Genomic DNA, 22,057 nt, shown 5'->3' with positions numbered 1-22,057 from the left:
GCCGGCTTCGTCCAGTGGTACAACGTCGATCATCGTCACAGCGGTATCCGCTACGTCAGTCCGGCCCAGCGCCATGCCGGTGAGGATCAGGCGATTCTGGCTGCCAGGCATGCTCTTTACACCGAGGCTCGCGAACTCAACCCGGCGCGTTGGTCCGGCAATACGCGCAACTGGTCGCCCATTGGCGCAGTCACGCTCAACCCGGAACGTGAGTCCGTCATAAAGACGCATTTGCCTGACGTGAATACTCAACAGTTGGCTGCATGACCGAGGCGACAACTACCTTGACGCGCGCCGCACGACACCGGTGCGTATGGCGCCTCCATGTCATCGAACTACAACGCGCGCCCGCTGATTGCCGAAGTGCTGATGGAAAATGGTGAGCCCTGGCTTATTCGACGAAGGCAGACGGTGGCTGAGCTGCTCGCGCTGGAGGCGGTGTAAGGCATCTATGGCCGAATGGCTGCTTAGGATAAAGCTGACTGGCTGCTTGCGGTCGATAGCGGTAGTTCGGCGGCCGAGGGTTGGGCGGCAGCTTCGGCCACAAGCCGCCCCCCCTCACCCATAGAGCTTGAACCCAGCAATCACCTACCCCGGCCCACATGGTTATGCCTCAAACACAAAAATTCTGACAGGCCCCCCGCCCGGTACCCCACCCGGCCCACAGAGCTGAGAATCCTTCACGCAGTGCTGCGAATCCTTCTCACAGCCCTGTGAATCCTTCACGCAGCACTGCGAATCCTTCACGCAGCCCTGCGAACCCTTCACGCAGCACTGCGAATCCTTCATGCAGCACTGCGAGTCCTTCACGCAGCACTGCGAATCCTTCATGCAGTGCTGCGAATCCTTCATGCAGTGCTGCGAGTCCTTCCCCCAGCCCTGCGAATCGTCCTCGCAGCCCTCGCGATCGATCCAGCAGGAGCGAGTCCTGGCCTGTACGGACTCCTGCACTCGCCACCGGCAGCGATCCTCAAGCCTCCCCCACAACACAAAAAATGACATAGCTATATGCCATAAGGGCAATCCGACATGTAATGTCTACCTACCGAGGATCCATCGGACAACACCACAAGGAGACAGCATGACCAGCACCGCCCGCATCTCGCCCCAGCAGATCGACGCCGACATCGACACCTTCCGTGCCCTCACCGGCATGGCCGATTACAAGGCCCACAACCCGGACTTCAGCCTCGCCTCGGCCGAAGGCGCGCTCAGCGCCCTGAACCAGGCCGAAACTACCCTGACCCTCGCCGAAGCCGCCCGTGCCACGGCCCGCAGCAACGCCCTGCTCGCCCGCGCCGAGTTCCACCGCATCATCCTCGGCGTGAAGGACGAAGCCATGGTCATCTACGGCGCCGACTCCGACCAGATCGCCGCCCTCGGCCTCAAGAAGAAATCCGAACGCAACCGCCCCAGGCGCGTCACCAAGCCGGTGGCATCAAACTGAACGCCCTGCATAACGCCACCCGGCAACTGCGGGTGGCGGCCGGCGGAGTGAAGCAGTTCATAGGCGGCCAGGTCATGAAATGTGAATATCGTTGCAACAGTTCATCATGACGAGCAAAGCCAAGCATGAAAACGACGAACAATCTCCAGCCAGCCGAATGCAGCGACGCGGCGGACATCAGTGCCGAGATTGATCTACTCGACAAATCCCTCACCCGGCTGATCGTGCAGTTCGATCAGTTTCACGCGGCCATCGCGCCACGCCATGACGCTGCTGCCAGGCTGCCGCAGCAGCCCGTCGCACCGATGAACATCATCGTGCGCGAATTCAACGAAGCCGATCGGGCGCCCCTCCGTCTTCTCTACCTCGCATCCCGCAAGGCCGCCTTCACCTGGAGCGCGATCGAGTCGTTCCAGGCTGGCGATTTCGACATTCATACGGACGGCGAGCGGATCCTGGTCGCAGAGGGCAATGGCGCAATCCTCGGCTTCGCCTCCATCTGGGAGCCGGACAGCTTCCTGCACAACCTGTTCGTGCATCCCTCCTTCACGCGCAAAGGCGTCGGCCGGGCACTACTGGCAGGCTGCGCAAAGCACTTCTCCGCGCCGCCGACGCTCAAGTGCATGAAGGCAAACACCAAGGCCCTGCAGTTCTATGCATCCCAGGGCTGGAGGGCGCTTCGGGAAGAAATCGGGCCTGATGGTCCGTACTTCCTGATGGCGAAGCACTGATCCCCGGTGAAGTCCCGTCGATGACCATCTGCATAGCCCCCCGCTCTGACCACATGAATAGCAGCTGCCGCTCCCTTGCAATTGCCTTCCTGTGTCTCCTGCTGGTTGGGTGCTACAAAGCCTTCCCTCCAGTCAAATCGGCAAACGTCACTCATTGGCAAGACGGCAAGCCGCAAGCTACCGCGCAGCAACTTGCCCCCGAGCAAGTGAAAAAACTATCTGACTGGCTCCAGAGCCATCGATGGGGCTGGCATCCGGTCATGGCCACCTACCGGCCATCACGCCTTGTCTGGATCAATCATGCGGATGACACAAAGACTTCGGCCAACCTCATGAAGATGGTGATCACGGTTGACCAGCATCAGCGCAGCCTCTCCGAAACCGAGAGCCAGGAATTGCATTCCATCATCGGCGCTCGATAGGGTGGTTGAACTTATGGTCACGGCGCGTTCTTTGGCCACCAGGGCTCAAAAGCAGTCGCTCTCCACCCGCCTTGCAGTTAGAGGCTTTAAATGAGCCCTCCTCTGCTTCCCCACCACGCCAACGCCGAGTTATTCGCGCTCCCTACCCAGGATTAGGACTTGATGGAAATCACATTCCAACTCACACCCGAGGACTATAGGAAGAGCACCCGCTACAAACAACGAAAAGTGGTCAAGCGATCTCCCTTGCGCTTCCTCTCAACGGGATGGGGCTGTCTCTATGGCGTGCTGATCGGCTCCGGACAGATGCTCATCTATCGATACGGAATGGAATACGGATGCATAAGCCAAGAACCGCTTTACTGGGGACTGGGTCTAGCACTGGCAGGGATCATCATGCTGGCCCTCAATCCCTACATACACGCCCTCGCTTACAAGCGCGCTCTTTTTAGAAAGAGCGGCTACTATTGCTCCCCCCAGACCCTCAAGGTGGAGGACCTGCACCTACTGCACCGGCAGCGGTCAACCGAATCCAGGATTGCATGGACCGACATCGTCGCGGTTGAGGAGGACCATGACTACCTCTACCTCTTTCTTGACCCGGGCGTTTCATTCATCATCCCGCGCCGTGCTTTTAATGAGCCTTCGGCTTTTCATCAATTCAAGACTGAACTATCTCGCCATATTTCCCAGCAAGGCTAAGCTCAAAAGTCGCATATCAACCCGGATGCGGGTGACTCAACTATCGTATCCATCCACTGAGATGAGGAGCCAAGGTCTCTCCAGCTTGTCTATTTTGACGATATTCCGGGCTGGCATTGCCCTGGGCCTGTTGCATCGACGTGCGGGGCACACCCATGAACATCACCATCCGCGAATTCGACGAAGCCGATCGGGCAGACCTTCAGCTTCTCTACCTCGCATTCCGCAAGGCCGCCGCCGACGCTCAAGTGCATGAAGGCAAACACCAAGGCCCTGCAGTTCTATGCATCCCAGGGCTGGAACGCGCTTCGGGAAGAAACCGGGCCCGATGGTCCATACTTCCTGATGACCAAGCCCTGAACCCCGACAGAACCCTGGACCCGCCCATGGCCATCTACACCGCAGAAGTGATCTGGTCCCGCGACGGCCAGAAGTTCATCGACAACCGTTACAGCCGCAAGCACATCCTCCGCTTCGATGGCGGCATTGACGTCGCCGGCTCGTCGTCGCCCCATGTCATCCCCCCGCCCGGTTCGGCAATCGACGCCGTCGATCCGGAGGAGGCCTTCGTCGCGTCCCTGTCGAGTTGCCACATGCTGTGGTTTCTCTACATCGCGGCCGACCAGGGCTTCATCGTCGATCATTACCACGACGCGGCCGAGGGGGTGATGGCCAGGAATGCGGCGGGCAAGCTGATGATGACCGTTGTCACCCTGCGCCCTGAAGTGCGTTTCTCGGGGGACAGGCAGCCGACCAGGGCCGAGCTGGACGAACTCCATCATCGGGCGCACGAGGAGTGCTTCATCGCCAACTCGGTGAAGAGCGAGGTCCGGTGCGAGCCGCGGGAGAGCATGTCGTAAATCGACATGTGGGGGGGGACGGCGGCGGCGGATCCACCGGTCCAGGCCTGTGGGAGCACTTTGGGTGCGAGTTGGTGTGCCTTTGCTGGGGGGCTTTCCTTTTTTCCGCCTTGAATTGGCCGGGAATTCGCCCCGGCGGGCGACCTTCTTCTTTGCTTCGCCAAAGAAGAAGGCAAGAAAGGCGACCCGCTTCCCCGGTCATTCGCTACGCGAATGACTCCCCTGCGCTGCTCGCATCGGGCGGCCGGCGCGGAACTCGTCGGCTGCGCCTCCTCAGACAGCCGCGCCGGAAGGCCCCGCCCGCTGCTGCGCTGCTCGGCGGGTCAGAACGGGCTTTTACCGGGCACCGAGCCTCTACGGAAAGGCCGGTGGATGCGGGACGTTGGGGTTTTGCTTTTCTCGTTGAAAGCCAACCAAGGCTTCAGCAGAGGCTCGGTGCTTGCTGAAAGCCCGTTCCGACCCGCCGAGCAGCGGAACGGCAGGCGGGGTAGTCCGGCGCGGCTGTTTGAGCCCGAAGGGCGAGTTCCGCGCCGGCCGCCTGCCGTGAGCAGCGCAGGGCAGTCATTCGCGTAAGCGAATGACCGGCGAGGCGGGTCGCCTTTCTTGCTTACTTCTTTGGCGAAGCAAAGAAGTGAGTCGCCCGCCGGGGCGAAATCCCGGCCAATACAACGCAAAACAACGGAAAGCCGCCCAGACAAAAGCACAAACGAACAAGCCGCCAAAGCCGCCCCGACATCCCCCACCGCTCCCCTGTGCGGAACCCGACAAAGCCTACAGCCCCGCCCTTCCCCCCTCGCCCCGCATCACATCAAAACAATTAAACCCTTGTAAATCAGCGCACTAAAACGCCATCCGCAGATGGCACGGCCTTTGCTGGTCTGGTGGTGAAAGGATACCGCCGACCATGAACCCGCTGACCATCATCAACGACACCACCCTCCGCGACGGCGAGCAGACCGCCGGGGTGGCTTTCACTTTCGACGAGAAGTGCGCCATTGCGCGCAATCTCGCCGAGGTGGGTGTCCCCGAGATGGAGATCGGCATTCCGGCCATGGGCCCGCTGGAGATCGAGGCGATCCAGGCCATCGCCGGCCTCAACCTGGCGGCCTCGCTGATGGTGTGGTGCCGCATGACCGATGCCGACCTGGCGGCGGCGCGGGCCTGCCCGGTGGACATCCTGCACCTGTCGATCCCGGTGTCCGACATCCACCTGCAGAACAAACTGCAACGCAGCCGCGAGTGGGTGCTGGGGCAGGTCACCCGCTACGTGGGTGAAGCCCGCGAAGCCGGCTTTGCGGTGTCGGTGGGTTGCGAGGATTCGTCCCGCGCCGATGCCGACTTCCTGGCCCGGGTGGCCGAGACGGCCCAGCGGGCCGGCGCCCGGCGCATCCGCTTTGCCGACACCCTGGGCATCCTCGACCCCTTCAGCACCTACGAAGCCATCTCGACCCTGCGCCGCCGGGTGGACCTGGAGATCGAGATGCACGCCCACGACGACCTGGGCCTGGCCACCGCCAACACCCTGGCCGCCTTCCGGGCCGGTGCCACCCACGCCAACACCACGGTGAATGGCCTGGGCGAGCGGGCCGGCAATGCGCCGCTGGAAGAGATCGTGATGGGCTTGCGCCACCTGCACGGCATCGACTGCGGCATCGACACCCAGGCCCTGCCGGCCATCTCGGCCCTGGTGGCGCAGGCCTCGGGGCGCAGCGTGGCGGCTAACAAGAGCATCGTCGGCGAGGCGGTGTTCACCCACGAGGCCGGCCTGCATGTGGATGGCCTGCTCAAGGACCCGCGCACCTACCAGGGCTTCGACCCGGCCGAGCTGGGGCGCAGCCACCGCACCGTGCTGGGCAAGCACTCCGGCTCGCGGGCGGTGATCGCCGCCTACGCCCAGCTGGGCATGCTGGTGTCGGACCTGGAAGCGCGCAGCCTGCTGGCGCGCATCCGCGATCACGCCACCTGCACCAAGCGCGCCCCGTCTGCCGGGGAGCTGGCCCGCTTCCTCCTCGAAGTGAGCCGTTGCGCAGGAACCGCATCATGAGCCCCAGGGAACCCGACATGAAGATCCTCGCCGACAGCGCCGCCAAGCAAGGCGCCGCGCCGGGCTTCTTCGGCACCCTGCGGGAGGATGTAGCCTGCGTCTTCGCCCGCGACCCGGCGGCGCGCAGCACCCTCGAGCTGCTCACCATCTACCCCGGCGTGCAGGCCCTGATGATCTACCGGGTGGCCCACCGCCTGTGGCGCCGCAACTGGCGCTACGCCGCCCGTGCCGTGTCCTTCATGGCGCGCTTCCTGACCAATGTGGACATCCACCCCGGCGCCGTGATCGGCCGGCGTTTCTTCATCGACCACGGCGCCTGCGTGGTGATCGGCGAGACGGCGGTGATCGGCGACGACGTGACCCTCTACCACGGCGTCACCCTGGGCGGCACCACCTGGAACCCCGGCAAGCGCCACCCGACCCTCGGCAACGGGGTGGTGGTGGGCGCCGGCGCCAAGATCCTCGGCCCCATCACGGTGGGCGACAACGCCCGGGTGGCAGCCAACTCGGTGGTCATCGACGCAGTGCGGCCCGGCATGACGGTGGTCGGCATCCCCGGCCGGATGGTGCTGCCCAAGGAAGGCCGGCGCATCGCCCACGGCATCGACCTCGACCACCACCAGATCCCCGACCCGGTTGGCAAGGCGATTGGCTGCCTGCTCGACCGGATCGCCCAGATGGAACGGGAGATCGCCCAGCTCAAGGGCGAACCCACCCATGCAGACGGCGCCTGCCGGACCTGCGACGACACCTGCTCGCAACCCACTTTCGACGGTAGCTGGAAGGCCACCACCACCATCGCACCAGGAGCCTGACGCCATGAACGAATTGACCGGCGAACTCGCCAAGCTGTCCTCCGCCGAGGAATTCCTCCAGTTCTTTGCCGTGCCCTTCGACCAGAAAGTGGTCAATGTGAGCCGGCTGCACATCCTCAAGCGCTTCTACCAATACCTGCGCCGGGACGCGGCCCTCACCGGGCTCGACAGCGGTGAGCTGTTCAGCCGCTACCGGGGCCACCTGGTGGCCGCCTACGAAGACTTCGTGCGCTCCACCCCCGCCCAGGAAAAAGTTTTCAAGGTGTTCCAGGACACCGATGGCCGCCAGCAGGTGAGCCTCGACAGCCTGCGCGCCACCCTCCCCTCCGTCAGCTGACAGGACTGCCGCCATGCACATCGTCGTCTGTATCAAGCAGGTCCCGGACTCGGCGCAGATCCGCGTCCATCCGGTGACCAACACCATCATGCGCCAGGGTGTTCCGGCCATCGTGAACCCCTACGACCTGTTCGCCCTCGAAGAGGCCCTGCGCCTCAAGGACAAGTTCGGCGGCAAGGTCACCATGCTGTGCATGGGCCCGCCGCAGGCCGAGGACGCGCTGAAGAAGTGCATCTCCTTCGGTGCCGACGACGCCGTGCTGGTCACCGACCGTTCCTTCGCCGGCGCCGACACCCTGGCCACCTCCTACGCCCTGGCCGCCGCAGTGCGCCAGATCGGCAAGGAGCAGAAGGTGGACATCGTGTTCACCGGCAAGCAGACCATCGACGGCGACACCGCCCAGGTGGGGCCCGGCATCGCCAAGCGCCTGGGCCTGCAGCTCCTCACCTATGTGTCGCGCATTGCCGACCTGGACCTGGAGAACGAAACCATCACCGTCGAGCGCCGCGCCGAAGGCGGCGTGCAGGTGCTGAAGACCGCCGTGCCCTGCCTGATCACCATGCTCGAAGGCACCAACGAGATGCGCTTCGCCCCGCTGGAAAACATGATCCACGCCGCCCGCTACCCGGTGCGCAAGTGGAACAAGGAAGCCGCCGGCATCGAGGACGTGACCAAGATCGGCCTGAAGGGCTCGCCCACCGTGGTGAGCAAGGTCTTCGGCCCGACGCCCCGCGCCGAGAAGGCCCTGATGCAGTCCGTCGAGGATGCCAGCCCGCGGGATGTGTCCCTCAACGTGATCCAGAAAATCTTCACCCAGCACCCGACCCTTGAGCGCGACATCCTCGCCAAGGCCGCCGTGTGACCTTCAGACAAGACACGAAAGGAACCCTGCCATGAGCGAGGCCGAACCGAAAAAGCCCGCCGCCCGAGGCGGCCGCAACCTGGAACTGCCCGAGCACCTGAAGGCCTACAAGGGCGTCTGGGTGTTCATCGAACACGACCGCGGCGAGGCCCACTCGGTGTCCTGGGAGCTGCTCGGCGAAGGCCGCAAGCTGGCCGACACCCTGGGCGTGTCCCTCTCCGGGGTGATCATGGGCGGGCCGGACGAGCCCCTCGACGCCATCGCCAAGGAGGCCTACAGCTTCGGCGCCGAGGCCTGCTACATCATCCGCGACCCGGTGCTCAAGGGCTACCGCAACGAGCCCTTCACCAAGGGCATGACGGATCTGGTCAACAAGTACCAGCCCGAGATCGTGCTGCTGGGCGCCACCACCATGGGCCGCGACCTGGCCGGCTCGGTGGCCACCACGCTGGCCACCGGCCTCACCGCCGACTGCACCGAGCTGCGCATCGACCCGGCCACCCGGGCCCTGGCGGCGACCCGCCCGACCTTCGGCGGCTCCCTGCTGTGCACCATCATGACCCTGGCCTACCGGCCGCAGATGGCGACCGTGCGCCCCCGCGTGATGCGTATGCCCGACGCCGACACCACCCGCACCGGCACCATCATCGAAGACAGCCTGGGCATGATCGAGACCGACATCGTCACCAAGCTGCTCGACTTCATCGCCGACGAGAACAGCAACAAGGTGAACCTGGCCTACGCCGACATCATCGTGTCGGGCGGCAAGGGCCTCAAGAACCCCGACAACTTCAAGCTGATCTGGGATCTGGCCAAGGTGCTCGGCGCCGAGGTCGGCGCCACCCGCCCGGTGGTCCAGTCCGGCTGGGTGGACGCGGAGCGCCAGGTCGGCCAGACCGGCAAGACGGTGCGCCCCAAGCTCTACATCGCCGCCGGCATCTCCGGCGCGATCCAGCACCGGGTGGGCATGGAAGGGGCTGACGTGATCATCGCGATCAACACCGACCCGAATGCCCCGATCTTCGACTTCGCCCACCACGGCATCGTCGGCAACGCCATGCAGGTGCTGCCGGTGCTGACCGACACCTTCCGCGAACACATTGCCATGCGCAGCCGCAAGGCCGCCTGAGGCAGCCACAGGAGACCCTCACCATGAGCGAGAAATTCGACGTCATCGTCGTCGGCGCGGGCCCCTCGGGCAACGCCGCCGCCTACACGGCGGCCAAGGCCGGCCTGTCGGTGCTGCAGATCGAGCGGGGCGAATACCCGGGCTCGAAGAACGTGCAGGGCGCCATCCTGTACGCCAACGCGCTGGAGCAGATCATCCCCGACTTCCGGGAGGATGCCCCCCTCGAGCGCCACATCATCGAGCAGCGCATGTGGGTCCTCGACGAAGAGTCCTTCGTCGGCACCCATTTCCGCTCCGACGACTACAACAAGCCCCCCTACAACCGCTACACCATCATCCGCGCCCAGTTCGACAAGTGGTTCTCGTCGAAGGTGAAGGAAGCTGGCGCCCTGGTGATCTGCGAGACCACCGTGGAATGCCTGCTGATGGACGGCGACCAGGTGGTGGGCGTGCGCTGTGACCGCCAGGGCGGCGAAGTCTTCGCCGACGTGGTGATCCTGGCCGACGGGGTCAACTCCACCCTGGCCCGCAAGGCCGGCTTCCACGGCGAGATCCAGGCCGGCAACGTGGCCCTGGCGGTGAAGGAGATCCTCTTCATGCCGCAGGAGACCATCGAGGCCCGCTTCAACATCAAGGAGGAAGAAGGCGTCGTCATCGAGATGTTCGGCAAGATCACCGACGGCATGATGGGCACCGGCTTCCTCTACACCAACAAGGATTCGATCACCCTCGGCGTCGGCTGCATGCTCTCCGACTTCAAGGAGAACCCGAACCGCACCTCGCCCTACACCCTGCTCGAAAAGATGAAGGCCCACCCCTCGGTGGCTCCCCTCATCGCCGGCGGCGAGATGAAGGAATATTGCGCCCACCTGATCCCCGAAGGCGGTTTCTACGCCGTGCCCAAGGTGCATGGCAATGGCTGGATGATCGTTGGCGACTCCGGCGGTTTTGTGAATGCGGTGCACCGCGAGGGCTCCAACCTGGCCATGACCACCGGCCGCCTGGCCGCCGAAGCCGCCATCGCCGCCAAGGCAGCCGGCAAGGGCTTCAAGGCCAAGCAGCTGGCCAGCTACAAGCAGGCCCTGGACGAATCCTTCGTGATGAAGGATCTGCACAAGTACCGCGACATGCCGCAGGTCTTCCACCAGAACAACCAGTTCTTCACCACCTACCCCGAGCTGATCAACCAGGCCGCCCGCTCGATGATCACGGTGGATGGCATCGACAAGAAAACCAAGGAGAAGGAAATCTTCTCCAACTTCCGTAAATCGCGCAGCCTGACCGGTCTGGCGGGTGATGCGCTCAAGCTGTGGAGGGCCTTCAGATGAGCACCGTCGCCGTCAATGTGGAAGAAAAACTCTTCCAGAACCGCTACAAGGTCGACCACGGCCGCCCGCACATCAAGATCCGCCAGCCGGATCTGTGCCGCAACGAGTGCAAGAGCCAGTCCTGCACCTATGTGTGCCCGGCCTCCTGCTACAAGGCCGAGGGCAATGGCGCAGTCACGCTGATCACCGACGGCTGCCTCGAATGCGGCAGCTGCCGGATCATCTGCACCGAGCTCTCCAACGTGGAATGGGAATATCCCCGCGGCGGGCACGGCATTCTCTTCAAGTTCGGTTGAGGCCGCCACGACCATGGACGACATACACCTGTTCCTCGCCCACGCCATCCAGCTGGAGCGGGAGGCCGCCCGCCACTACGAGGAGCTGACGGAAGAGATGAAGACCGCCGGCAACACCGAGGTGGCGGACTTCTTCCGGAAAATGGCCGGCTTCTCACGCAAGCATCTGGCCGAAGCGATGGCACGGGGCGGCTTCCGCACCCTGCCCGAGCTGCGCCCCGACCAGATGCGCTGGGCAGACGGCATCAGCCCCGAGAACGCCGGCTGGGAAGGCATCGACGGCTTCATCGACGTGATCGGCGCGCTGGAGCTGGCGCTGCTCGCCGAACGCCGGGGCCACGCCTTCTACGCCGGCATCGCCGCCGTGAGCAACAACATCAAGGTCAAGCGCATGGCCGCCGAGTTCGCCGAAGAAGAAGCCGAGCACGTGGCCGAACTGGAAAAGCTGATCGACCGCTGCGCCGCGGCCTAGACAAGGCAAGACAAAGCGCAGCGCCCGGCTACCGCATTACCCCAACGGAGAAAGCATCATGGCAAAACCCCAAAAACACGTGTTCGTCTGCGCCCAGCAGCGCCCCCCCGGCCATCCCCGCGGCTCCTGTGCCGCCAAGGGCTGCAACGAAGTCCTGCAGACCTTCTGGGGCGAGCTGCAGAAGCGCAACGCCTATGACCGCATCGGCGTGACCTACTCCGGCTGCCTGGGCCCCTGCGACGGCGGCCCCAGCGTGCTGGTGTACCCGGAAGGCGTGCTCTACTCCGGCGTCAGCAAGGACGACGTGGTCGAGATCTTCGACAAGCACCTGGAAGGCGGCGAAGTGGTCACCCGCCTGCAGGCCCCGGCGGCGGTCTGGTGAACCTCTTCACCGGCGAAAGCTCGCGGGCGCTCTTCGGCGGCGATGCCCCGGAGAGCGTCAACCGCCTGCTCCACGAGGCGGCTGCCGCCCACGCCGACCCGACCAAGGCCGAAGCCCTGCTGTGGAGCGCCCGCCTGTCGGCGCCCCACTGCCTGCCGGTGTACTTTGCCCAGTACAAGTTCTACTTTTACCGCCGCCGCCTCGAAGACGCCGAACGCTGCGCCCGCGACGGCCTGCGGGTGGCCGGCGAGCAGGCCCGCATCGGCCGCCACTGGCGCGAGGTGCAGGGCGGCGATGCCGACTTCGGCGGCGTCGGCCCGGCCCGCTTCTGGCTGTTCACCCTCAAGGCTCTGGCCTTCATCCGCCTGCGCCTCGGCGACCGGGCCGAAGCCCAGGCCCTCCTCGACAAGGCCGCCCAGCTCGACCCCGACGACAACCTGGGCGCCAGCGTGATCGCCCGCCTCAAGGACGAATCCGCCCCCACCCGCAAGGGCCGGCCCTGGACGCCCCCCGACGCTCCGACCTCCGATCCGGACGAGACCCCATGATCGTCATCAGCGCCCTGCTCGCCAACATCATCGACGCCGGCACCGACGCCCTGACCCTCGCCGAGGACATGGACGAAGCCACCTTCCGCCGCTCACGCCTCGCCCGCAGCGAAATCAGCCGCCTGGTCGGCGTCATCGCCACCAACCTGGCCGACCTCCCCGACGCCCAGCGCCAGCAGTTCGCCGAGATCGACTGGTCCGCCTGGTCCGCCCTCACCCCGCAACTCCAGCACGACGGCCCCGAGCGCGACGAAGCCCTGTGGTTCGCCACACGCGCCCTGGTGCCGGCGACGCTGATGTGGTTGCGGGTTTACAAGGAAGGGGCGCCGGGGTTGTTTGAGTTTCAGGGGAGGTGAATCGGCGGGGGGTGTCGCACACGCTCCCCGCCACAGCGCCATGCCAACGCGCGGCTGGTCCAGCGACACGCTAGGCGCCACCTCCCGTGGATTCCGGCGGAGCCTGGGTTCTGATTGCTTTATGCACCATCCAGACGATGAACAGCATGAGACCTGAGGACGCGCAGGCAAAAATGGCGGCACCGAAAAGCCCCGGCTTGAACCACGCCATGAAGAACGTACTGTAGTGCCAGAGGTCAAGTGCGATCAGTATCAGAACGAAGTCGGAAACGTGCGGACGGCCCCTCACCCGCCACTGCGCGGCGGCAACCAAAAGAACAGGGAGCGCCAGCAGAAAAACGGCAACCGCAGCCTTCAGAGTGTGGGGAATGCTGTACTGCCAGAACGGGAAGCAGAGGGCGAATACCGACGCGCTGATGGCGGAGGCAGTAGTCAAGAGTGGTGCAATGCGCATGGCTTTATGGGGCGGCCAAGGTTGATGTGACACGCTCTTGCGCCCTTGGCGTCTTGCACGGCAGTCGCCCGAGTTGCCGAGGCATCTGATTAGCCGTCGTCTTATCCTTCATGTACCTTGCCTTTCGGATCCGCCGAACAGTTCAGACGCTTACGCCAAAGGACAATTGCCACGATCACGGACCAAATGAACCACCACCCCACGGCAGTAATGACTTCACCCAAAATGGTTGCCATGGGCCAACCATCGGGAGAGCCCTGGAGAGTGGGCAGCCCGAAGTCTTCTAGAACGGACAATCCTATGAGCGTCGGAATCCAAAAGACGATTCCGAGCAACGGAACAAAGCGGGCGACAAGGTACTCAAGCAGCAGCGCGCCGCCACCTCCTGCCAGTGAAATGAAGATCAGTCGAAGCATGTAGATCAACTGCTTTGAATGTTCAAGGCCACGTCTCCCTGTGCAGCTATTCGCGCAGGTCGGGTCGAGCGACTACATAAGGACTTCCCCCGCCCGCCCGATGGGCTTGCCACCCGGCTAACACTCGCAACGGTGGCTGAATAAGTCAGACTTTGGAGGCCATGAAACGATAGCCTATTTTTGCCGGAAGCGATTGCTTACCCACCAGAAAAAACTCCCACAAGCCATGCCGAGCATTGAAACTGGGATAGCCCATAGAAGGAGTGCAGGGAACAACATTGAAGCGCCACCGCCCTGATATGAAGCGCCAAACGAGAACCAGAGAAACTCTACGACAAACAAGGCTCCTGGAACGAAGAACGCCAAGACCAAGCCTAGGTCTTTGCGCACGAAGAACTGAATGGCGACTGCAACTGCCAGCGTTTGCAGGGCGATGGCGATTGGACTCATGAACTCTGACGAAATAGCTCAGCGGACGCCGCAGGCCGTCCGATGCAGCTGATTGTTAGACATCAGCTTCGCACGAACCACGCTTTGGCCTCTGGACGACGCATGAGTGACCAAAGAATGACACAGGAAGCCAGCATGACAACTGTGATAAGCATCCGAACGATGTCCGTGTAGGCACCATGGAATTTCGACTCTGGGAAGAACAGGGCGTTGATTCCGATCTCCGTGACGGCGATAGACTGCATGAGTTTCCATGTCCACTGTACTCGACGCATGAACAGTACCGCGATGCCAATAAAAAGAAGCATCAGGACCGGCGAAGTGAACTGCGGAATTCCTTTTTCATAAAGAGGTGCCAATACCGCCATCGCTCCACGGGCGGAGATGTAAAGAAGGCACGCGAGGAAAAGGTGCTTCGGCATGACGTCTAACGTTGTAGGTAAGGGGCGGCTCGCTTGCGGGACGTCCAGCGACTGAAAGGAGTGACTTTGACCGTAATGTTAGACGGCATGGCGCCACCGTAACCCAAAAGGTAATGATTTCGGAGCGAAGAGGAAATGCAAAACTCTGCGCTTGCTTTGCCCGGAAGCCTTGGAAGAAGAGTGAAGGAGTAAGGGCCGCATGAGCATAGCTGCACCCCGAGCAACCGGGCAGACAACCTCGCCGTTGGCGGCGCGTAAGGACAGAGCTGTTTCTTGGTTGGTGCGCCCGTGGACATGAGAACCTGGAACCACCTTAAGCGGACCATCGCTGGAAGAGCACTCGTCAACATGAAGGCGGACAGCGACTAGGTCTTGCAAAACCTCTGCAGGAGCTTGGACAAAAATACCCCCTTCCTTTTCAGACCAACCCGAGAGGGCTGGATGATCTGTTTTTTGGAACACAGGGATGCTCAAATCCTGATGCAGGGAAACTAACCAGTTTCGATCAACAGACTTTTCGAAATAAGTGCACTGGACGACCACGGCATCTTGCGGCAGGATCCCGGTAAGCGATGAATGGGTTTTAAGCGTGTGTGCGAGTGATGCGCACCACTCAGCCTCAAGCAGCGAACGGCTACCTACTATTGAAATTGAGGCTGCGGCCAAATTGGCTTCAAGAGCTTGGCACTCGCTCTCACTAAACAGCGGTGGGGTTACGATATAGCCACTATTTTCCAAGGCGATGGAGTACATGAATTTGCCGTCTAACGTCTAAAGTGAGGGGCCGCCGTAGCGGCGAAGCCGCGAAGGGAACCCACAAGCGCAGCGTGTGGGTTCCCTCTCGACGGAATGGATATGCCGATGGCTCACTTTTGAACCACGCCTTTACTGTCCGCAACCAATACTTCCCCTTTGAGCCGATTGAAATTTGGTAAGAGTAGAGCCTGTCACGAATAAGGCATGCACCATCAAGAAGAATCAGGTTTGGAACAAGAAGTCGTTGCACAGGATTCCAGCGGTGAGAAAAGTCGGTATTGCAGTACTTGCATTTTGGATTAGCACCAGGGACGAATCTTCCTCCGCAAGGACACGGCGGCAGCGTGGCAACGATCTTGTTAAGTAGTTCTTCCGTAGGCTCCGCGGAATAAACCAACTCTTTATCGCACTCCCGGTGAATGACGTTGGAGCATGTATCACAGTAGAAATGCGGAAAACTCTCACTCATTCCACTAGATTGCCACGCGGGCGTAAGCCTCGAACACGCCGGGCACTGCATGTCCCCGATCCAAGGTGCGTCACTTTCGTAATGAACAACTTTCAAGATTCGGCCTAACGTTGTAGGTAGGGGCGCTGCGCGGCGCTTTATCGCGCAGCGCCCGAAGGGAGCGAGGTTGAGCGCCATGTTAGAGGTTTTCACGAACAGACTCTCTGTTCTCTGGTTCCCAGTAACCGCCACTACCGTGATATGTCTCGGCATGTAATGAAAACAACTCCCCGCATGAACTACAGAGGAAGCGATAGCCAACAATGTCGTCCCACTGTTCCCCTTTGGCTAGGGCCGCAAATGTGACTTGCGAAATCGAATCGGAGTTGGACACCTCTGTGATAGTGCCGTCATCCAGGTTTTGCTTCACGATTTGAATTGCTCGGCGCAACTCATGAGGCTGCCGAATTGCAAACCGCACGCAAAGGTCTTTGCACTTCTCGCATGACATGGAATGGAGACCTCTAACGTGCCGCTTGAGCCGACGCCGGAGCGCGTAGCACGGAGGGAACCCAAAAGCATAGCTTTTGGGCGGTCGGCTCGAAGCGTTTGTTAGAACTCATGCTTCAACCCGTTTCTTGAAGGCCTCAAGGGTTCTAACTGCCAATTCATCATCACTCGCTAGCCGAGCGACGCCAATTACAGCCAATGAGGCAATGATTTCAGCGAACTTCAGTACTTCAAGAACTTCATCCCGGGAGTAGTCCGCTTCGATTCCGTCCTCGGTGTTCCAGCGCTGCACATGGAGCCCACCAGTGTGTGTATAGGCGCACATTGACTTCCATGTCTGCTGCTTGATTTGCGACAGCAGATTTTCGTTAAAAGATTCGAGCATTTCCAGATCAGCCAACAAGCAAGCAATCTTAGGGGGCTCTTTTCCTCGCAAGAATGCTTCAACGATCAGATCGCTTGCGCATTGAAAAAGCCACTCGCCTCGGACATACGCTTCGAACTCGATGCGGAGGAGCGCGAAGGACGATGCAAAAAGTCTCTCCTCGATAAGCCGAACGATTGCGTGGTGATGTTCCTGCGCAATTGCTAAGCACGAACCTGCGGCTCGTGCGCGATTGGTACTCGGCACCTCAAGCTCGTGGACGGATAGCCGCAACTGTTCAACGTAACTTCCGGCGCGTCCAAGTTCTTCAGTGGTTAACATGAGTTCTAACGTAGAGGTGAACGGCCTGCGCGGCTTTTTGCGCAGGTCCGCTCGACTGAAAGGTTATGCCTCGGTGGATACATGGTGAAAGGCAAAGTCGGTAAAGACGACTCGAAACTCTGCCGACGAGACAAAGAGCATTCGTACTTCGGTTCCTTTGGCCGAAATGTCGAACTCCCAATAGCCCAGATCACCCAACTCGGCCTCGAATTCCCTTTCCTTCGGGAATTGTTGCTCGAACACGGATACGCCGGAAAAGGTCAAGGTGTAGTAGATGGGATGGGTGAGATTCATGTCCCATCCGTCCAGCTCCAACACCAGCAACTTTCGATCAAAGTCGCAGAACACTCGTTTGACTTCAGAGTCATGAAGCGTGAACGCAGATTGAAACTCGACCAGAGCGGGCGGTAGTTGAGGCTGGATGGCGGAAAGGTGGGCATCGTAGCGCGCGAATACTTCAGGCGCCGCTTCGCAGCCGGACTGCCACCACTCAAGGGTGAAGAACTTCACATGGGCTCCGAGACATAACGTTGTAGGTAAAGGGCGCTACGCAGCACTTTATCGCGCAGCGTCCAGCGACCGAAGGGAGCGGCTTTGACCGCAATGTTAGGCGACATGGAGTTCAACAGAGCCTCCATAGGCAATTTTCTCCTCGAAGAGATTGTTGAGCGGGCTGCGGGTTTCGAGGCTGTCTAAGGTGTAGGCGTGGAGTGACACTCTGGCCTGCCCTGGGTGAAATGAGTTCCACAGCACCGAGAACCCAAAGCCGTGTTCGGCAGGATTAGTTTCGCCGAGAAAGGAGGCGCCAGAAGATGAAATCAAGCGGAAGATGAATTTCTCGCGACGCTTAGGTTTGGCGCGAAGTTCTTTGAACATCTCTGCGGTTGGCGTGAAGTCAGTCTGTTCGGTAAGTGGCTCATCCGGGAATAGCTCCTCAATGGTCTTACCCGGTTGGCTTGAGCGGCCACTCTCACGGAAGGTAACGTCAATTTGTTGGCCAGCGTGCAGTGGCGTGCAGGCAACCCAAGTGAGCGAAGTGGGAGCGCCGCCATCGGGATAGGCACCACCAGAAACGTCAAGGGAGGCAAGCTCTTCGTCAACTTGCGTTCCGCCGATGTCGACGCCAAGAACGTCAAGGCCATCAGTGCTCACAGTGACAACCTTAACTCCGTCAACCGAGATGTCGAGCGCGGGCATATTTGTCGCCTAACGTTCGACGTAACCGGCGACCGGAGCGCGAAGCGCGGAGGGAACCGGCAAGCGCAGCTTGCCGGGCGTCCGGTTGACGGAGTGGTTAGCCAACGGCGGCCACCGTAAGCCCAACAACGGCTTGAAGGCCAAAGCAAAGTGCAGCGAAACCGACGAGCTTGAGAAGTGCCTTTGCTCTCTGACCTTTCTCTCGGCTGCGGAAGATGTAATAGGGTACGGCGAGAAACGCCAACCCAACGACTGCGATGTTGAGCCACTTTGATCGTTTGAACGCATGAAGTTCACTGTCGAAGTAGTACCAGGCGAAGATGATCAGACTTAGCGTAATGGTCGATGAAATGACCCACCAGCCGGGCTCTCGAACATGGGTTGCCGCAAAGTAGGCATCACCGATGCCGGCAACGAAGAACCCAAGGAGCAATGCGATGAGAACTTGGCGCACTTTCATGGGAGACAGATGATTTGGCTAACGACGAAGGTCAGCGGCAGGCGGACAGCGCAGCTGGCCGAATGTCCGCTGGAGCGGATTGTTAGGCTCCGCCACGAGAGATGGTTTTGATGAGTTGAACATTTCCACCTTCAATGACGCATAGGCTTTTCTCATTCTTCACCATTGTTAGATATTTGTTGCTAAGTTTACCCAGAAGGACAAGTTCCCCAGAGGATCCTGGGCAAGGCTCTTTCGGGCTTAATGTCCAATAAGTGCCAGCGAGGTTTTTGAGTTCATTTCCTGCGCCGTTTCCGGCTCTAAAGGCAGCTGAAGGTAGGAAGCAAACGAGAGCAAGGAAAAAGGCTCGAACGCGAACGTCAAGTTCGAGAAGGTGCTTGTTCCCGAATAGCAGGTAGCAGAAGGCCAGGAGTGAAATGAGTGGAAAGGCTCCCTTGAGCTTTCCATAACCGGGCTCGACTATTACCTGATAGGCCGAGACAACAAGGGCGGCAGCAATGATCAGAAAGTTAAACCCGACTATAAACCGCATGTAAGCCCGGAAGACGCCACCTTCTGCGACGTAGTCGTCGTGCTGCTTTTTCGAGATAGTGTTCAGTCCATCAAGTGCTGCATAAGTTACCAGCATTCCGACTGCGGGAAGTAGCGGGTAAGCGGAGGCCTTAATGATGTCAGTAATGTCGGCAAAAGCGAGAATATTCAGCTCAAACGGTAGCCAGTAGCCCCACATGTATGAAATACCGACTAAAAGGAAGTAGGCGTATGCGGCGAGTGTGATACTGATCTTCGTGTCCATGGGAGCTGAAGCCTAACGTAGAAGTAACCGGCGCTGCGCGGCTTTATCGCGCAGCGTCCAGCGACTGAAAGGAGCGAGGCTGACGGCCGGGTAGGGCAGCAACGGCTAGTACTCACCAACTATCCGTAATTTTTCGGCTGCGGCAGTTATAGCCACCTCCAATGGTTCCAGGCGCGTGAACCAAGGTGCATCACGCGACTTTCCAGCGGGGGAAAGCCATTCCGCAGGAGGCGACCACTCCTTGTGTAGCCAAAACAACTGCGGAACGTTGCGACTCAAATTGCTGAGATCTTCTTGCACGAAGCCCCGAAACAAGAGTTGCTTTGCTTCTGCGCATGACTGCTGATATGCCGCCAACGCCTCCAAATACTGTCCGCTTTGTTGCAGTTCCGGTAGGAAGGCTTCTATAGCGCTGACGAGATCTTGAAGATGCTGCGCTCGTTCCTTTTCTGAATAGTAGTGCAGGCTCACTGCTTGAGGCTCCTTGATGCCCAACGTAAAGGTGACCGGCGCGTTGCGGCATGGGGCCGCGCGGTGTACGATTTCCAACGGTACCGTGCGGCCCCTTGCCGCAACGTGTCCAAGTCGACCGACCAGTTAGATTGCATTCCCTACGCTCGCCTCGTCCGATCGAGAGCTTTCGCCAGAAAGTTGACGAACCCGATGATTTCAAGAGCAATTACAGGGTCATCACTCAGTAGCCCATGCGCGCGAGGATTTCTGAAGGCGAGCATCGCACCTGCGTAAAGAAACATCATCCCTTGCTGCTCGCTCTTCTCGCTGTCATTCAGTTGATCGTTGAATTTCAGTGCCGGTTTCTTCGGACTGAAAACGAGCTGCATCAACTCTGTACCCGACGGATCGGTTCGTTTGCTCTTCATCTTCACGAGCAGATCCAGCACCTTGCACGCGTCTTCGATCGCGTTTGCATAGTGGCCACCCTTGAATAGGTCGACGCTTGCATCTGCAATCTGCGGATGCAGATCCAGACTTTCCAACGTCCGCACCGGGTTGGCTGTAGATGCGCCCGCCTCTTCGAGCTTTTCAGTGAATAGTTCGATAATGGTTCGAAGGGTTCGTGCCGCCTTCGCGACCCCCTTCTTGTAAGGTTCCACTTCTTCCGCCAGGCTGCGACGCGGCGCACCAAAGCTAGCCATTGCGATCACGCCCGAGCCTTCATAGAAGCTCCCGATATGAAACCGCTGGTACTCCAGCGTGTCGTTCCCAAAGATCTCAATCAGGGTGTCGTCGTACTTCTGCTGCAACGCCTTCGCCGCCGCGCTGACTTCGTCTTTTGAGCCGCTCGCCGTGAAGGCATCTAGCTCCTTAAGGCGCTTCTCCAACCGCGGCAGCGCCTGACTCATTTGAATGGGAGTCAGATTTGCTGGACGAGGAGTTGCCGCTGGAGGTTTCTTAGTGGCCATGTTGTTCGATTCTCCTATGCGTCACAAACGAAAGAATCACGTGCTGCCAAGTCGGAAATTCTGCCCGCGCGCGGCGTGCAATCTAACGTTTGAGCTAACCGGACCGTTGCGGTGTGTGGCTAAAGGCCCAGAATGAAATGGCGGGCCTTTAGCCACACACCGCAATGGGTCCGGTTGACCGACTACAAAAGGACTTCCCCCACCCGCCCGGTGGGCTTGCCACCCGGCATCGAAGTGCCAAGATTGAATTGCTGAAAGTCAATCTGAATGGCGAGGAGGGAAGTCAAAATGGATACTACGACGGTTGGTGTGGATCTGGCAAAGAACGTTTTCGTCGCTTGTGTGGCGGACTGCGCCGGGCGGATCGTGTCGCGGCAGGAGTTCAATCGGGTGGGCTTTCTCGCCTGGCTTGGCATCCTGCCGGCGGGCACAGTAATCGGCATGGAAGCCTGTGGCAGCGCCCACCACTGGGGCCGGACCACGCAGCGTCTGGGCCTGGAGGCGCGCCTGATGGCCGCCGAGTTTGTCCGCCCCTACCGCAAGCGCCAGTCGGTGAAGAACGACCGGGCTGATGCCGAGGCAACCCTCGTTGCCCTTCTGTCGCCCGGCATGCGCTTCATCCCGGTCAAAACCGAAGCTCAGCAACAGCGCCTGGCCTGGCACAGCCTGCGAGTTGGTTGGGTGGAGGAACGCACCGCCCTTCTTAACCGCATTCGTGGGTTGCTCGCCGAGTTCGGGTTGATCGTCGATCCCGGCCCCAAGCATTTGCGTGCGCTGCTGGCAGGACGGGAATTCGACACCACCTTGTCCCCGGCCCTGCGTGGATTGATCCAGAGCGTGCGCGACCAACTCGACGGCCTGGACACCCGGATCGGCGAATGCGACCAGCAGATCACTGCACAGCAGGCAACCGACCCGCTGGCGAAGCGGGCGCGGGATCTGCCCGGTGTGGGGCCTATCACCGCCGACGCGGTGACCGCCAGCGTGGGTGTCACTGACCGGCACAATAGAGCCACCGATGATCGGCATATAGGAGCCAGTTTGAATAGGCTCTGACGAACGTCTTCGGGGGTTCAAGGTTGGTTGTTTTTCGGGGTGCTGGCAAGTGCTGTTTTGGCCTTGTTTGGACCCTGTCGAGGGGCCCGGTAGGAGGCCCCGTCAAGGGTCAGGCAATAGGCGTTGTGGCGCAGCCGATCGACGGTGGCCGAAGCGAGCAGCCGGTTGCCCGGGAAGGCCTGGTCCCACTCGGTGAAGTCGAGGTTGCTGGTGACGATGGTGGCGGCCTGC

The 22,057-nt window shown here is 60.7% G+C and carries 30 protein-coding genes and 2 pseudogenes; 19 read left to right on the top strand and 13 right to left on the bottom strand.

The genetic code is table 11. The features are described 5' to 3' along the window. From HHL15_RS24790 to HHL15_RS24705, 18 genes and pseudogenes are all read left to right on the top strand, one after another. A pseudogene (locus tag HHL15_RS24790) lies at positions 1-267 on the top strand (IS3-like element ISAzo10 family transposase); the annotation flags it as partial. Between the two features lie 30 nt (positions 268-297). Beyond that, positions 298-444: pseudogene (locus tag HHL15_RS26960) on the top strand (diaminopimelate decarboxylase); the annotation flags it as partial. Between the two features lie 637 nt (positions 445-1,081). Then, positions 1,082-1,447 carry a hypothetical protein gene (locus tag HHL15_RS24780; RefSeq protein WP_169148468.1) on the top strand — a complete coding sequence of 122 codons (366 nt, stop codon included), beginning with the start codon at positions 1,082-1,084 and terminating at the stop codon, positions 1,445-1,447. A gap of 125 nt (positions 1,448-1,572) precedes the next feature. Further along, positions 1,573-2,178 carry a GNAT family N-acetyltransferase gene (locus HHL15_RS24775; protein ID WP_206198964.1) on the top strand — a complete coding sequence of 202 codons (606 nt, stop codon included), beginning with the start codon at positions 1,573-1,575 and terminating at the stop codon, positions 2,176-2,178. Between the two features lie 20 nt (positions 2,179-2,198). After that, a complete protein-coding gene (locus HHL15_RS24770) occupies positions 2,199-2,600 on the top strand; it encodes a hypothetical protein (protein ID WP_169148467.1) in 402 nt (133 codons plus the stop codon). A gap of 162 nt (positions 2,601-2,762) precedes the next feature. Further along, positions 2,763-3,302 carry a YcxB family protein gene (locus HHL15_RS24765; protein WP_169148466.1) on the top strand — a complete coding sequence of 180 codons (540 nt, stop codon included), beginning with the start codon at positions 2,763-2,765 and terminating at the stop codon, positions 3,300-3,302. A 155-nt stretch (positions 3,303-3,457) separates the two neighbouring features. Continuing rightward, complete coding sequence (locus HHL15_RS24760; protein ID WP_206198963.1) at positions 3,458-4,162, top strand: OsmC family protein; 705 nt, start codon at positions 3,458-3,460, stop codon at positions 4,160-4,162. 904 nt (positions 4,163-5,066) lie between these two features. After that, positions 5,067-6,206 (top strand): homocitrate synthase, encoded by a 1,140-nt coding sequence (nifV, locus tag HHL15_RS24755; RefSeq protein ID WP_169148465.1) that lies wholly within the window; start codon positions 5,067-5,069, stop codon positions 6,204-6,206. Further along, entirely contained in the window at positions 6,203-7,021 is an 819-nt protein-coding gene (gene cysE, locus HHL15_RS24750) for a serine O-acetyltransferase (protein ID WP_408065742.1), read from the top strand. Before nifV ends, cysE begins: the two co-directional genes overlap by 4 nt. 4 nt (positions 7,022-7,025) lie before the next feature. Further along, entirely contained in the window at positions 7,026-7,358 is a 333-nt protein-coding gene (gene nifW / locus HHL15_RS24745) for a nitrogenase stabilizing/protective protein NifW (RefSeq protein ID WP_169148464.1), read from the top strand. Between the two features lie 13 nt (positions 7,359-7,371). Continuing rightward, a complete protein-coding gene (locus HHL15_RS24740; RefSeq protein ID WP_169148463.1) occupies positions 7,372-8,220 on the top strand; it encodes an electron transfer flavoprotein subunit beta/FixA family protein in 849 nt (282 codons plus the stop codon). 31 nt (positions 8,221-8,251) lie between these two features. After that, on the top strand, positions 8,252-9,349 hold the full coding sequence (locus HHL15_RS24735) for an electron transfer flavoprotein subunit alpha/FixB family protein (protein WP_169148462.1): 1,098 nt from the start codon (positions 8,252-8,254) through the stop codon (positions 9,347-9,349). A 23-nt stretch (positions 9,350-9,372) separates the two neighbouring features. Next, positions 9,373-10,677, top strand: coding sequence for an FAD-dependent oxidoreductase (locus HHL15_RS24730; RefSeq protein WP_169148461.1), 1,305 nt, complete (start codon positions 9,373-9,375; stop codon positions 10,675-10,677). Further along, positions 10,674-10,973, top strand: a complete 300-nt coding sequence (locus HHL15_RS24725; protein WP_169148460.1) for a ferredoxin family protein — start codon at positions 10,674-10,676, stop codon at positions 10,971-10,973. The genes HHL15_RS24730 and HHL15_RS24725 overlap by 4 nt, the downstream gene beginning before the upstream one ends. A 13-nt stretch (positions 10,974-10,986) precedes the next feature. Beyond that, on the top strand, positions 10,987-11,445 hold the full coding sequence (locus HHL15_RS24720; RefSeq protein WP_169148459.1) for a ferritin-like domain-containing protein: 459 nt from the start codon (positions 10,987-10,989) through the stop codon (positions 11,443-11,445). Positions 11,446-11,503: 58 nt separating this feature from the next. Continuing rightward, a complete protein-coding gene (locus tag HHL15_RS24715; protein WP_169148458.1) occupies positions 11,504-11,827 on the top strand; it encodes a (2Fe-2S) ferredoxin domain-containing protein in 324 nt (107 codons plus the stop codon). Further along, positions 11,824-12,375 (top strand): tetratricopeptide repeat protein, encoded by a 552-nt coding sequence (locus HHL15_RS24710; RefSeq protein ID WP_169148457.1) that lies wholly within the window; start codon positions 11,824-11,826, stop codon positions 12,373-12,375. The genes HHL15_RS24715 and HHL15_RS24710 overlap by 4 nt, the downstream gene beginning before the upstream one ends. Further along, positions 12,372-12,731, top strand: coding sequence for a hypothetical protein (locus HHL15_RS24705; protein ID WP_169148456.1), 360 nt, complete (start codon positions 12,372-12,374; stop codon positions 12,729-12,731). Before HHL15_RS24710 ends, HHL15_RS24705 begins: the two co-directional genes overlap by 4 nt. 70 nt (positions 12,732-12,801) lie before the next feature. Here HHL15_RS24705 and HHL15_RS24700 read toward each other — a convergent pair whose 3' ends face one another. The 12 genes from HHL15_RS24700 to HHL15_RS24645 form a co-directional block, all read right to left on the bottom strand. After that, positions 12,802-13,185, bottom strand: coding sequence for a hypothetical protein (locus HHL15_RS24700; protein ID WP_169148455.1), 384 nt, complete (start codon positions 13,183-13,185; stop codon positions 12,802-12,804). A gap of 101 nt (positions 13,186-13,286) precedes the next feature. Beyond that, entirely contained in the window at positions 13,287-13,601 is a 315-nt protein-coding gene (locus HHL15_RS24695; RefSeq protein ID WP_169148454.1) for a hypothetical protein, read from the bottom strand. A 174-nt stretch (positions 13,602-13,775) separates the two neighbouring features. Then, positions 13,776-14,051 (bottom strand): hypothetical protein, encoded by a 276-nt coding sequence (locus tag HHL15_RS24690; RefSeq protein ID WP_169148453.1) that lies wholly within the window; start codon positions 14,049-14,051, stop codon positions 13,776-13,778. Positions 14,052-14,113: 62 nt separating this feature from the next. Further along, positions 14,114-14,473 (bottom strand): hypothetical protein, encoded by a 360-nt coding sequence (locus HHL15_RS24685; RefSeq protein ID WP_169148452.1) that lies wholly within the window; start codon positions 14,471-14,473, stop codon positions 14,114-14,116. Between the two features lie 78 nt (positions 14,474-14,551). Next, the gene (locus HHL15_RS24680) at positions 14,552-15,226 is read right to left on the bottom strand and encodes a phytanoyl-CoA dioxygenase family protein (RefSeq protein WP_169148451.1); all 675 of its coding nucleotides are present in this window, start codon (positions 15,224-15,226) and stop codon (positions 14,552-14,554) included. A 1,070-nt stretch (positions 15,227-16,296) separates the two neighbouring features. Further along, positions 16,297-16,893 (bottom strand): DUF6988 family protein, encoded by a 597-nt coding sequence (locus tag HHL15_RS24675; protein ID WP_169148450.1) that lies wholly within the window; start codon positions 16,891-16,893, stop codon positions 16,297-16,299. Positions 16,894-16,956: 63 nt separating this feature from the next. Next, entirely contained in the window at positions 16,957-17,403 is a 447-nt protein-coding gene (locus HHL15_RS24670) for a hypothetical protein (RefSeq protein ID WP_169148449.1), read from the bottom strand. A 96-nt stretch (positions 17,404-17,499) separates the two neighbouring features. After that, positions 17,500-18,090: a hypothetical protein gene (locus HHL15_RS24665; protein ID WP_169148448.1), complete on the bottom strand. Its 591-nt coding sequence runs from the start codon at positions 18,088-18,090 to the stop codon at positions 17,500-17,502. 97 nt (positions 18,091-18,187) lie between these two features. Beyond that, positions 18,188-18,550: a hypothetical protein gene (locus HHL15_RS24660; RefSeq protein ID WP_169148447.1), complete on the bottom strand. Its 363-nt coding sequence runs from the start codon at positions 18,548-18,550 to the stop codon at positions 18,188-18,190. 82 nt (positions 18,551-18,632) lie between these two features. Next, the gene (locus HHL15_RS24655; protein ID WP_169148446.1) at positions 18,633-19,346 is read right to left on the bottom strand and encodes a hypothetical protein; all 714 of its coding nucleotides are present in this window, start codon (positions 19,344-19,346) and stop codon (positions 18,633-18,635) included. 105 nt (positions 19,347-19,451) lie between these two features. Then, entirely contained in the window at positions 19,452-19,817 is a 366-nt protein-coding gene (locus HHL15_RS24650) for a hypothetical protein (RefSeq protein ID WP_169148445.1), read from the bottom strand. 140 nt (positions 19,818-19,957) lie between these two features. After that, positions 19,958-20,770 carry a TIGR02391 family protein gene (locus HHL15_RS24645; protein WP_169148444.1) on the bottom strand — a complete coding sequence of 271 codons (813 nt, stop codon included), beginning with the start codon at positions 20,768-20,770 and terminating at the stop codon, positions 19,958-19,960. Positions 20,771-21,058: 288 nt separating this feature from the next. Between HHL15_RS24645 and HHL15_RS24640 the strand changes: the two genes are divergently transcribed. Next, positions 21,059-21,826 carry an IS110 family RNA-guided transposase gene (locus HHL15_RS24640; protein ID WP_235943660.1) on the top strand — a complete coding sequence of 256 codons (768 nt, stop codon included), beginning with the start codon at positions 21,059-21,061 and terminating at the stop codon, positions 21,824-21,826. A gap of 17 nt (positions 21,827-21,843) precedes the next feature. On the opposite strand, the gene HHL15_RS24635 is transcribed toward HHL15_RS24640, so the two are convergent. Beyond that, positions 21,844-22,057 (bottom strand): ATP-binding protein (locus tag HHL15_RS24635; RefSeq protein ID WP_169147169.1); only part of this gene is annotated, 214 nt, incomplete at its 5' end.

The organism is Zoogloea dura (assembly GCF_012927165.1).
Lineage (GTDB): Bacteria > Pseudomonadota > Gammaproteobacteria > Burkholderiales > Rhodocyclaceae > Zoogloea > Zoogloea dura.
This window is presented reverse-complemented; position numbering and strand designations above follow the sequence as displayed.

Excerpts from the sequence above, each read along its gene's own strand:
- HHL15_RS24780 (WP_169148468.1), top strand. The coding sequence starts at position 1,082 with ATGACCAGCACCGCCCGCATCTCGCCCCAGCAGATCGACGCCGACATC.
- HHL15_RS24775 (WP_206198964.1), top strand. The coding sequence starts at position 1,573 with ATGAAAACGACGAACAATCTCCAGCCAGCCGAATGCAGCGACGCGGCG.
- HHL15_RS24770 (WP_169148467.1), top strand. The coding sequence starts at position 2,199 with ATGACCATCTGCATAGCCCCCCGCTCTGACCACATGAATAGCAGCTGC.
- HHL15_RS24765 (WP_169148466.1), top strand. The coding sequence starts at position 2,763 with ATGGAAATCACATTCCAACTCACACCCGAGGACTATAGGAAGAGCACC.
- HHL15_RS24760 (WP_206198963.1), top strand. The coding sequence starts at position 3,458 with ATGAACATCACCATCCGCGAATTCGACGAAGCCGATCGGGCAGACCTT.
- nifV (WP_169148465.1), top strand. The coding sequence starts at position 5,067 with ATGAACCCGCTGACCATCATCAACGACACCACCCTCCGCGACGGCGAG.
- cysE (WP_408065742.1), top strand. The coding sequence starts at position 6,203 with ATGAGCCCCAGGGAACCCGACATGAAGATCCTCGCCGACAGCGCCGCC.
- nifW (WP_169148464.1), top strand. The coding sequence starts at position 7,026 with ATGAACGAATTGACCGGCGAACTCGCCAAGCTGTCCTCCGCCGAGGAA.
- HHL15_RS24740 (WP_169148463.1), top strand. The coding sequence starts at position 7,372 with ATGCACATCGTCGTCTGTATCAAGCAGGTCCCGGACTCGGCGCAGATC.
- HHL15_RS24735 (WP_169148462.1), top strand. The coding sequence starts at position 8,252 with ATGAGCGAGGCCGAACCGAAAAAGCCCGCCGCCCGAGGCGGCCGCAAC.
- HHL15_RS24730 (WP_169148461.1), top strand. The coding sequence starts at position 9,373 with ATGAGCGAGAAATTCGACGTCATCGTCGTCGGCGCGGGCCCCTCGGGC.
- HHL15_RS24725 (WP_169148460.1), top strand. The coding sequence starts at position 10,674 with ATGAGCACCGTCGCCGTCAATGTGGAAGAAAAACTCTTCCAGAACCGC.
- HHL15_RS24720 (WP_169148459.1), top strand. The coding sequence starts at position 10,987 with ATGGACGACATACACCTGTTCCTCGCCCACGCCATCCAGCTGGAGCGG.
- HHL15_RS24715 (WP_169148458.1), top strand. The coding sequence starts at position 11,504 with ATGGCAAAACCCCAAAAACACGTGTTCGTCTGCGCCCAGCAGCGCCCC.
- HHL15_RS24705 (WP_169148456.1), top strand. The coding sequence starts at position 12,372 with ATGATCGTCATCAGCGCCCTGCTCGCCAACATCATCGACGCCGGCACC.
- HHL15_RS24700 (WP_169148455.1), bottom strand. The coding sequence starts at position 13,185 with ATGCGCATTGCACCACTCTTGACTACTGCCTCCGCCATCAGCGCGTCG.
- HHL15_RS24695 (WP_169148454.1), bottom strand. The coding sequence starts at position 13,601 with ATGCTTCGACTGATCTTCATTTCACTGGCAGGAGGTGGCGGCGCGCTG.
- HHL15_RS24690 (WP_169148453.1), bottom strand. The coding sequence starts at position 14,051 with ATGAGTCCAATCGCCATCGCCCTGCAAACGCTGGCAGTTGCAGTCGCC.
- HHL15_RS24685 (WP_169148452.1), bottom strand. The coding sequence starts at position 14,473 with ATGCCGAAGCACCTTTTCCTCGCGTGCCTTCTTTACATCTCCGCCCGT.
- HHL15_RS24680 (WP_169148451.1), bottom strand. The coding sequence starts at position 15,226 with ATGTACTCCATCGCCTTGGAAAATAGTGGCTATATCGTAACCCCACCG.
- HHL15_RS24675 (WP_169148450.1), bottom strand. The coding sequence starts at position 16,893 with ATGTTAACCACTGAAGAACTTGGACGCGCCGGAAGTTACGTTGAACAG.
- HHL15_RS24665 (WP_169148448.1), bottom strand. The coding sequence starts at position 18,090 with ATGCCCGCGCTCGACATCTCGGTTGACGGAGTTAAGGTTGTCACTGTG.
- HHL15_RS24660 (WP_169148447.1), bottom strand. The coding sequence starts at position 18,550 with ATGAAAGTGCGCCAAGTTCTCATCGCATTGCTCCTTGGGTTCTTCGTT.
- HHL15_RS24655 (WP_169148446.1), bottom strand. The coding sequence starts at position 19,346 with ATGGACACGAAGATCAGTATCACACTCGCCGCATACGCCTACTTCCTT.
- HHL15_RS24645 (WP_169148444.1), bottom strand. The coding sequence starts at position 20,770 with ATGGCCACTAAGAAACCTCCAGCGGCAACTCCTCGTCCAGCAAATCTG.
- HHL15_RS24640 (WP_235943660.1), top strand. The coding sequence starts at position 21,059 with ATGGATACTACGACGGTTGGTGTGGATCTGGCAAAGAACGTTTTCGTC.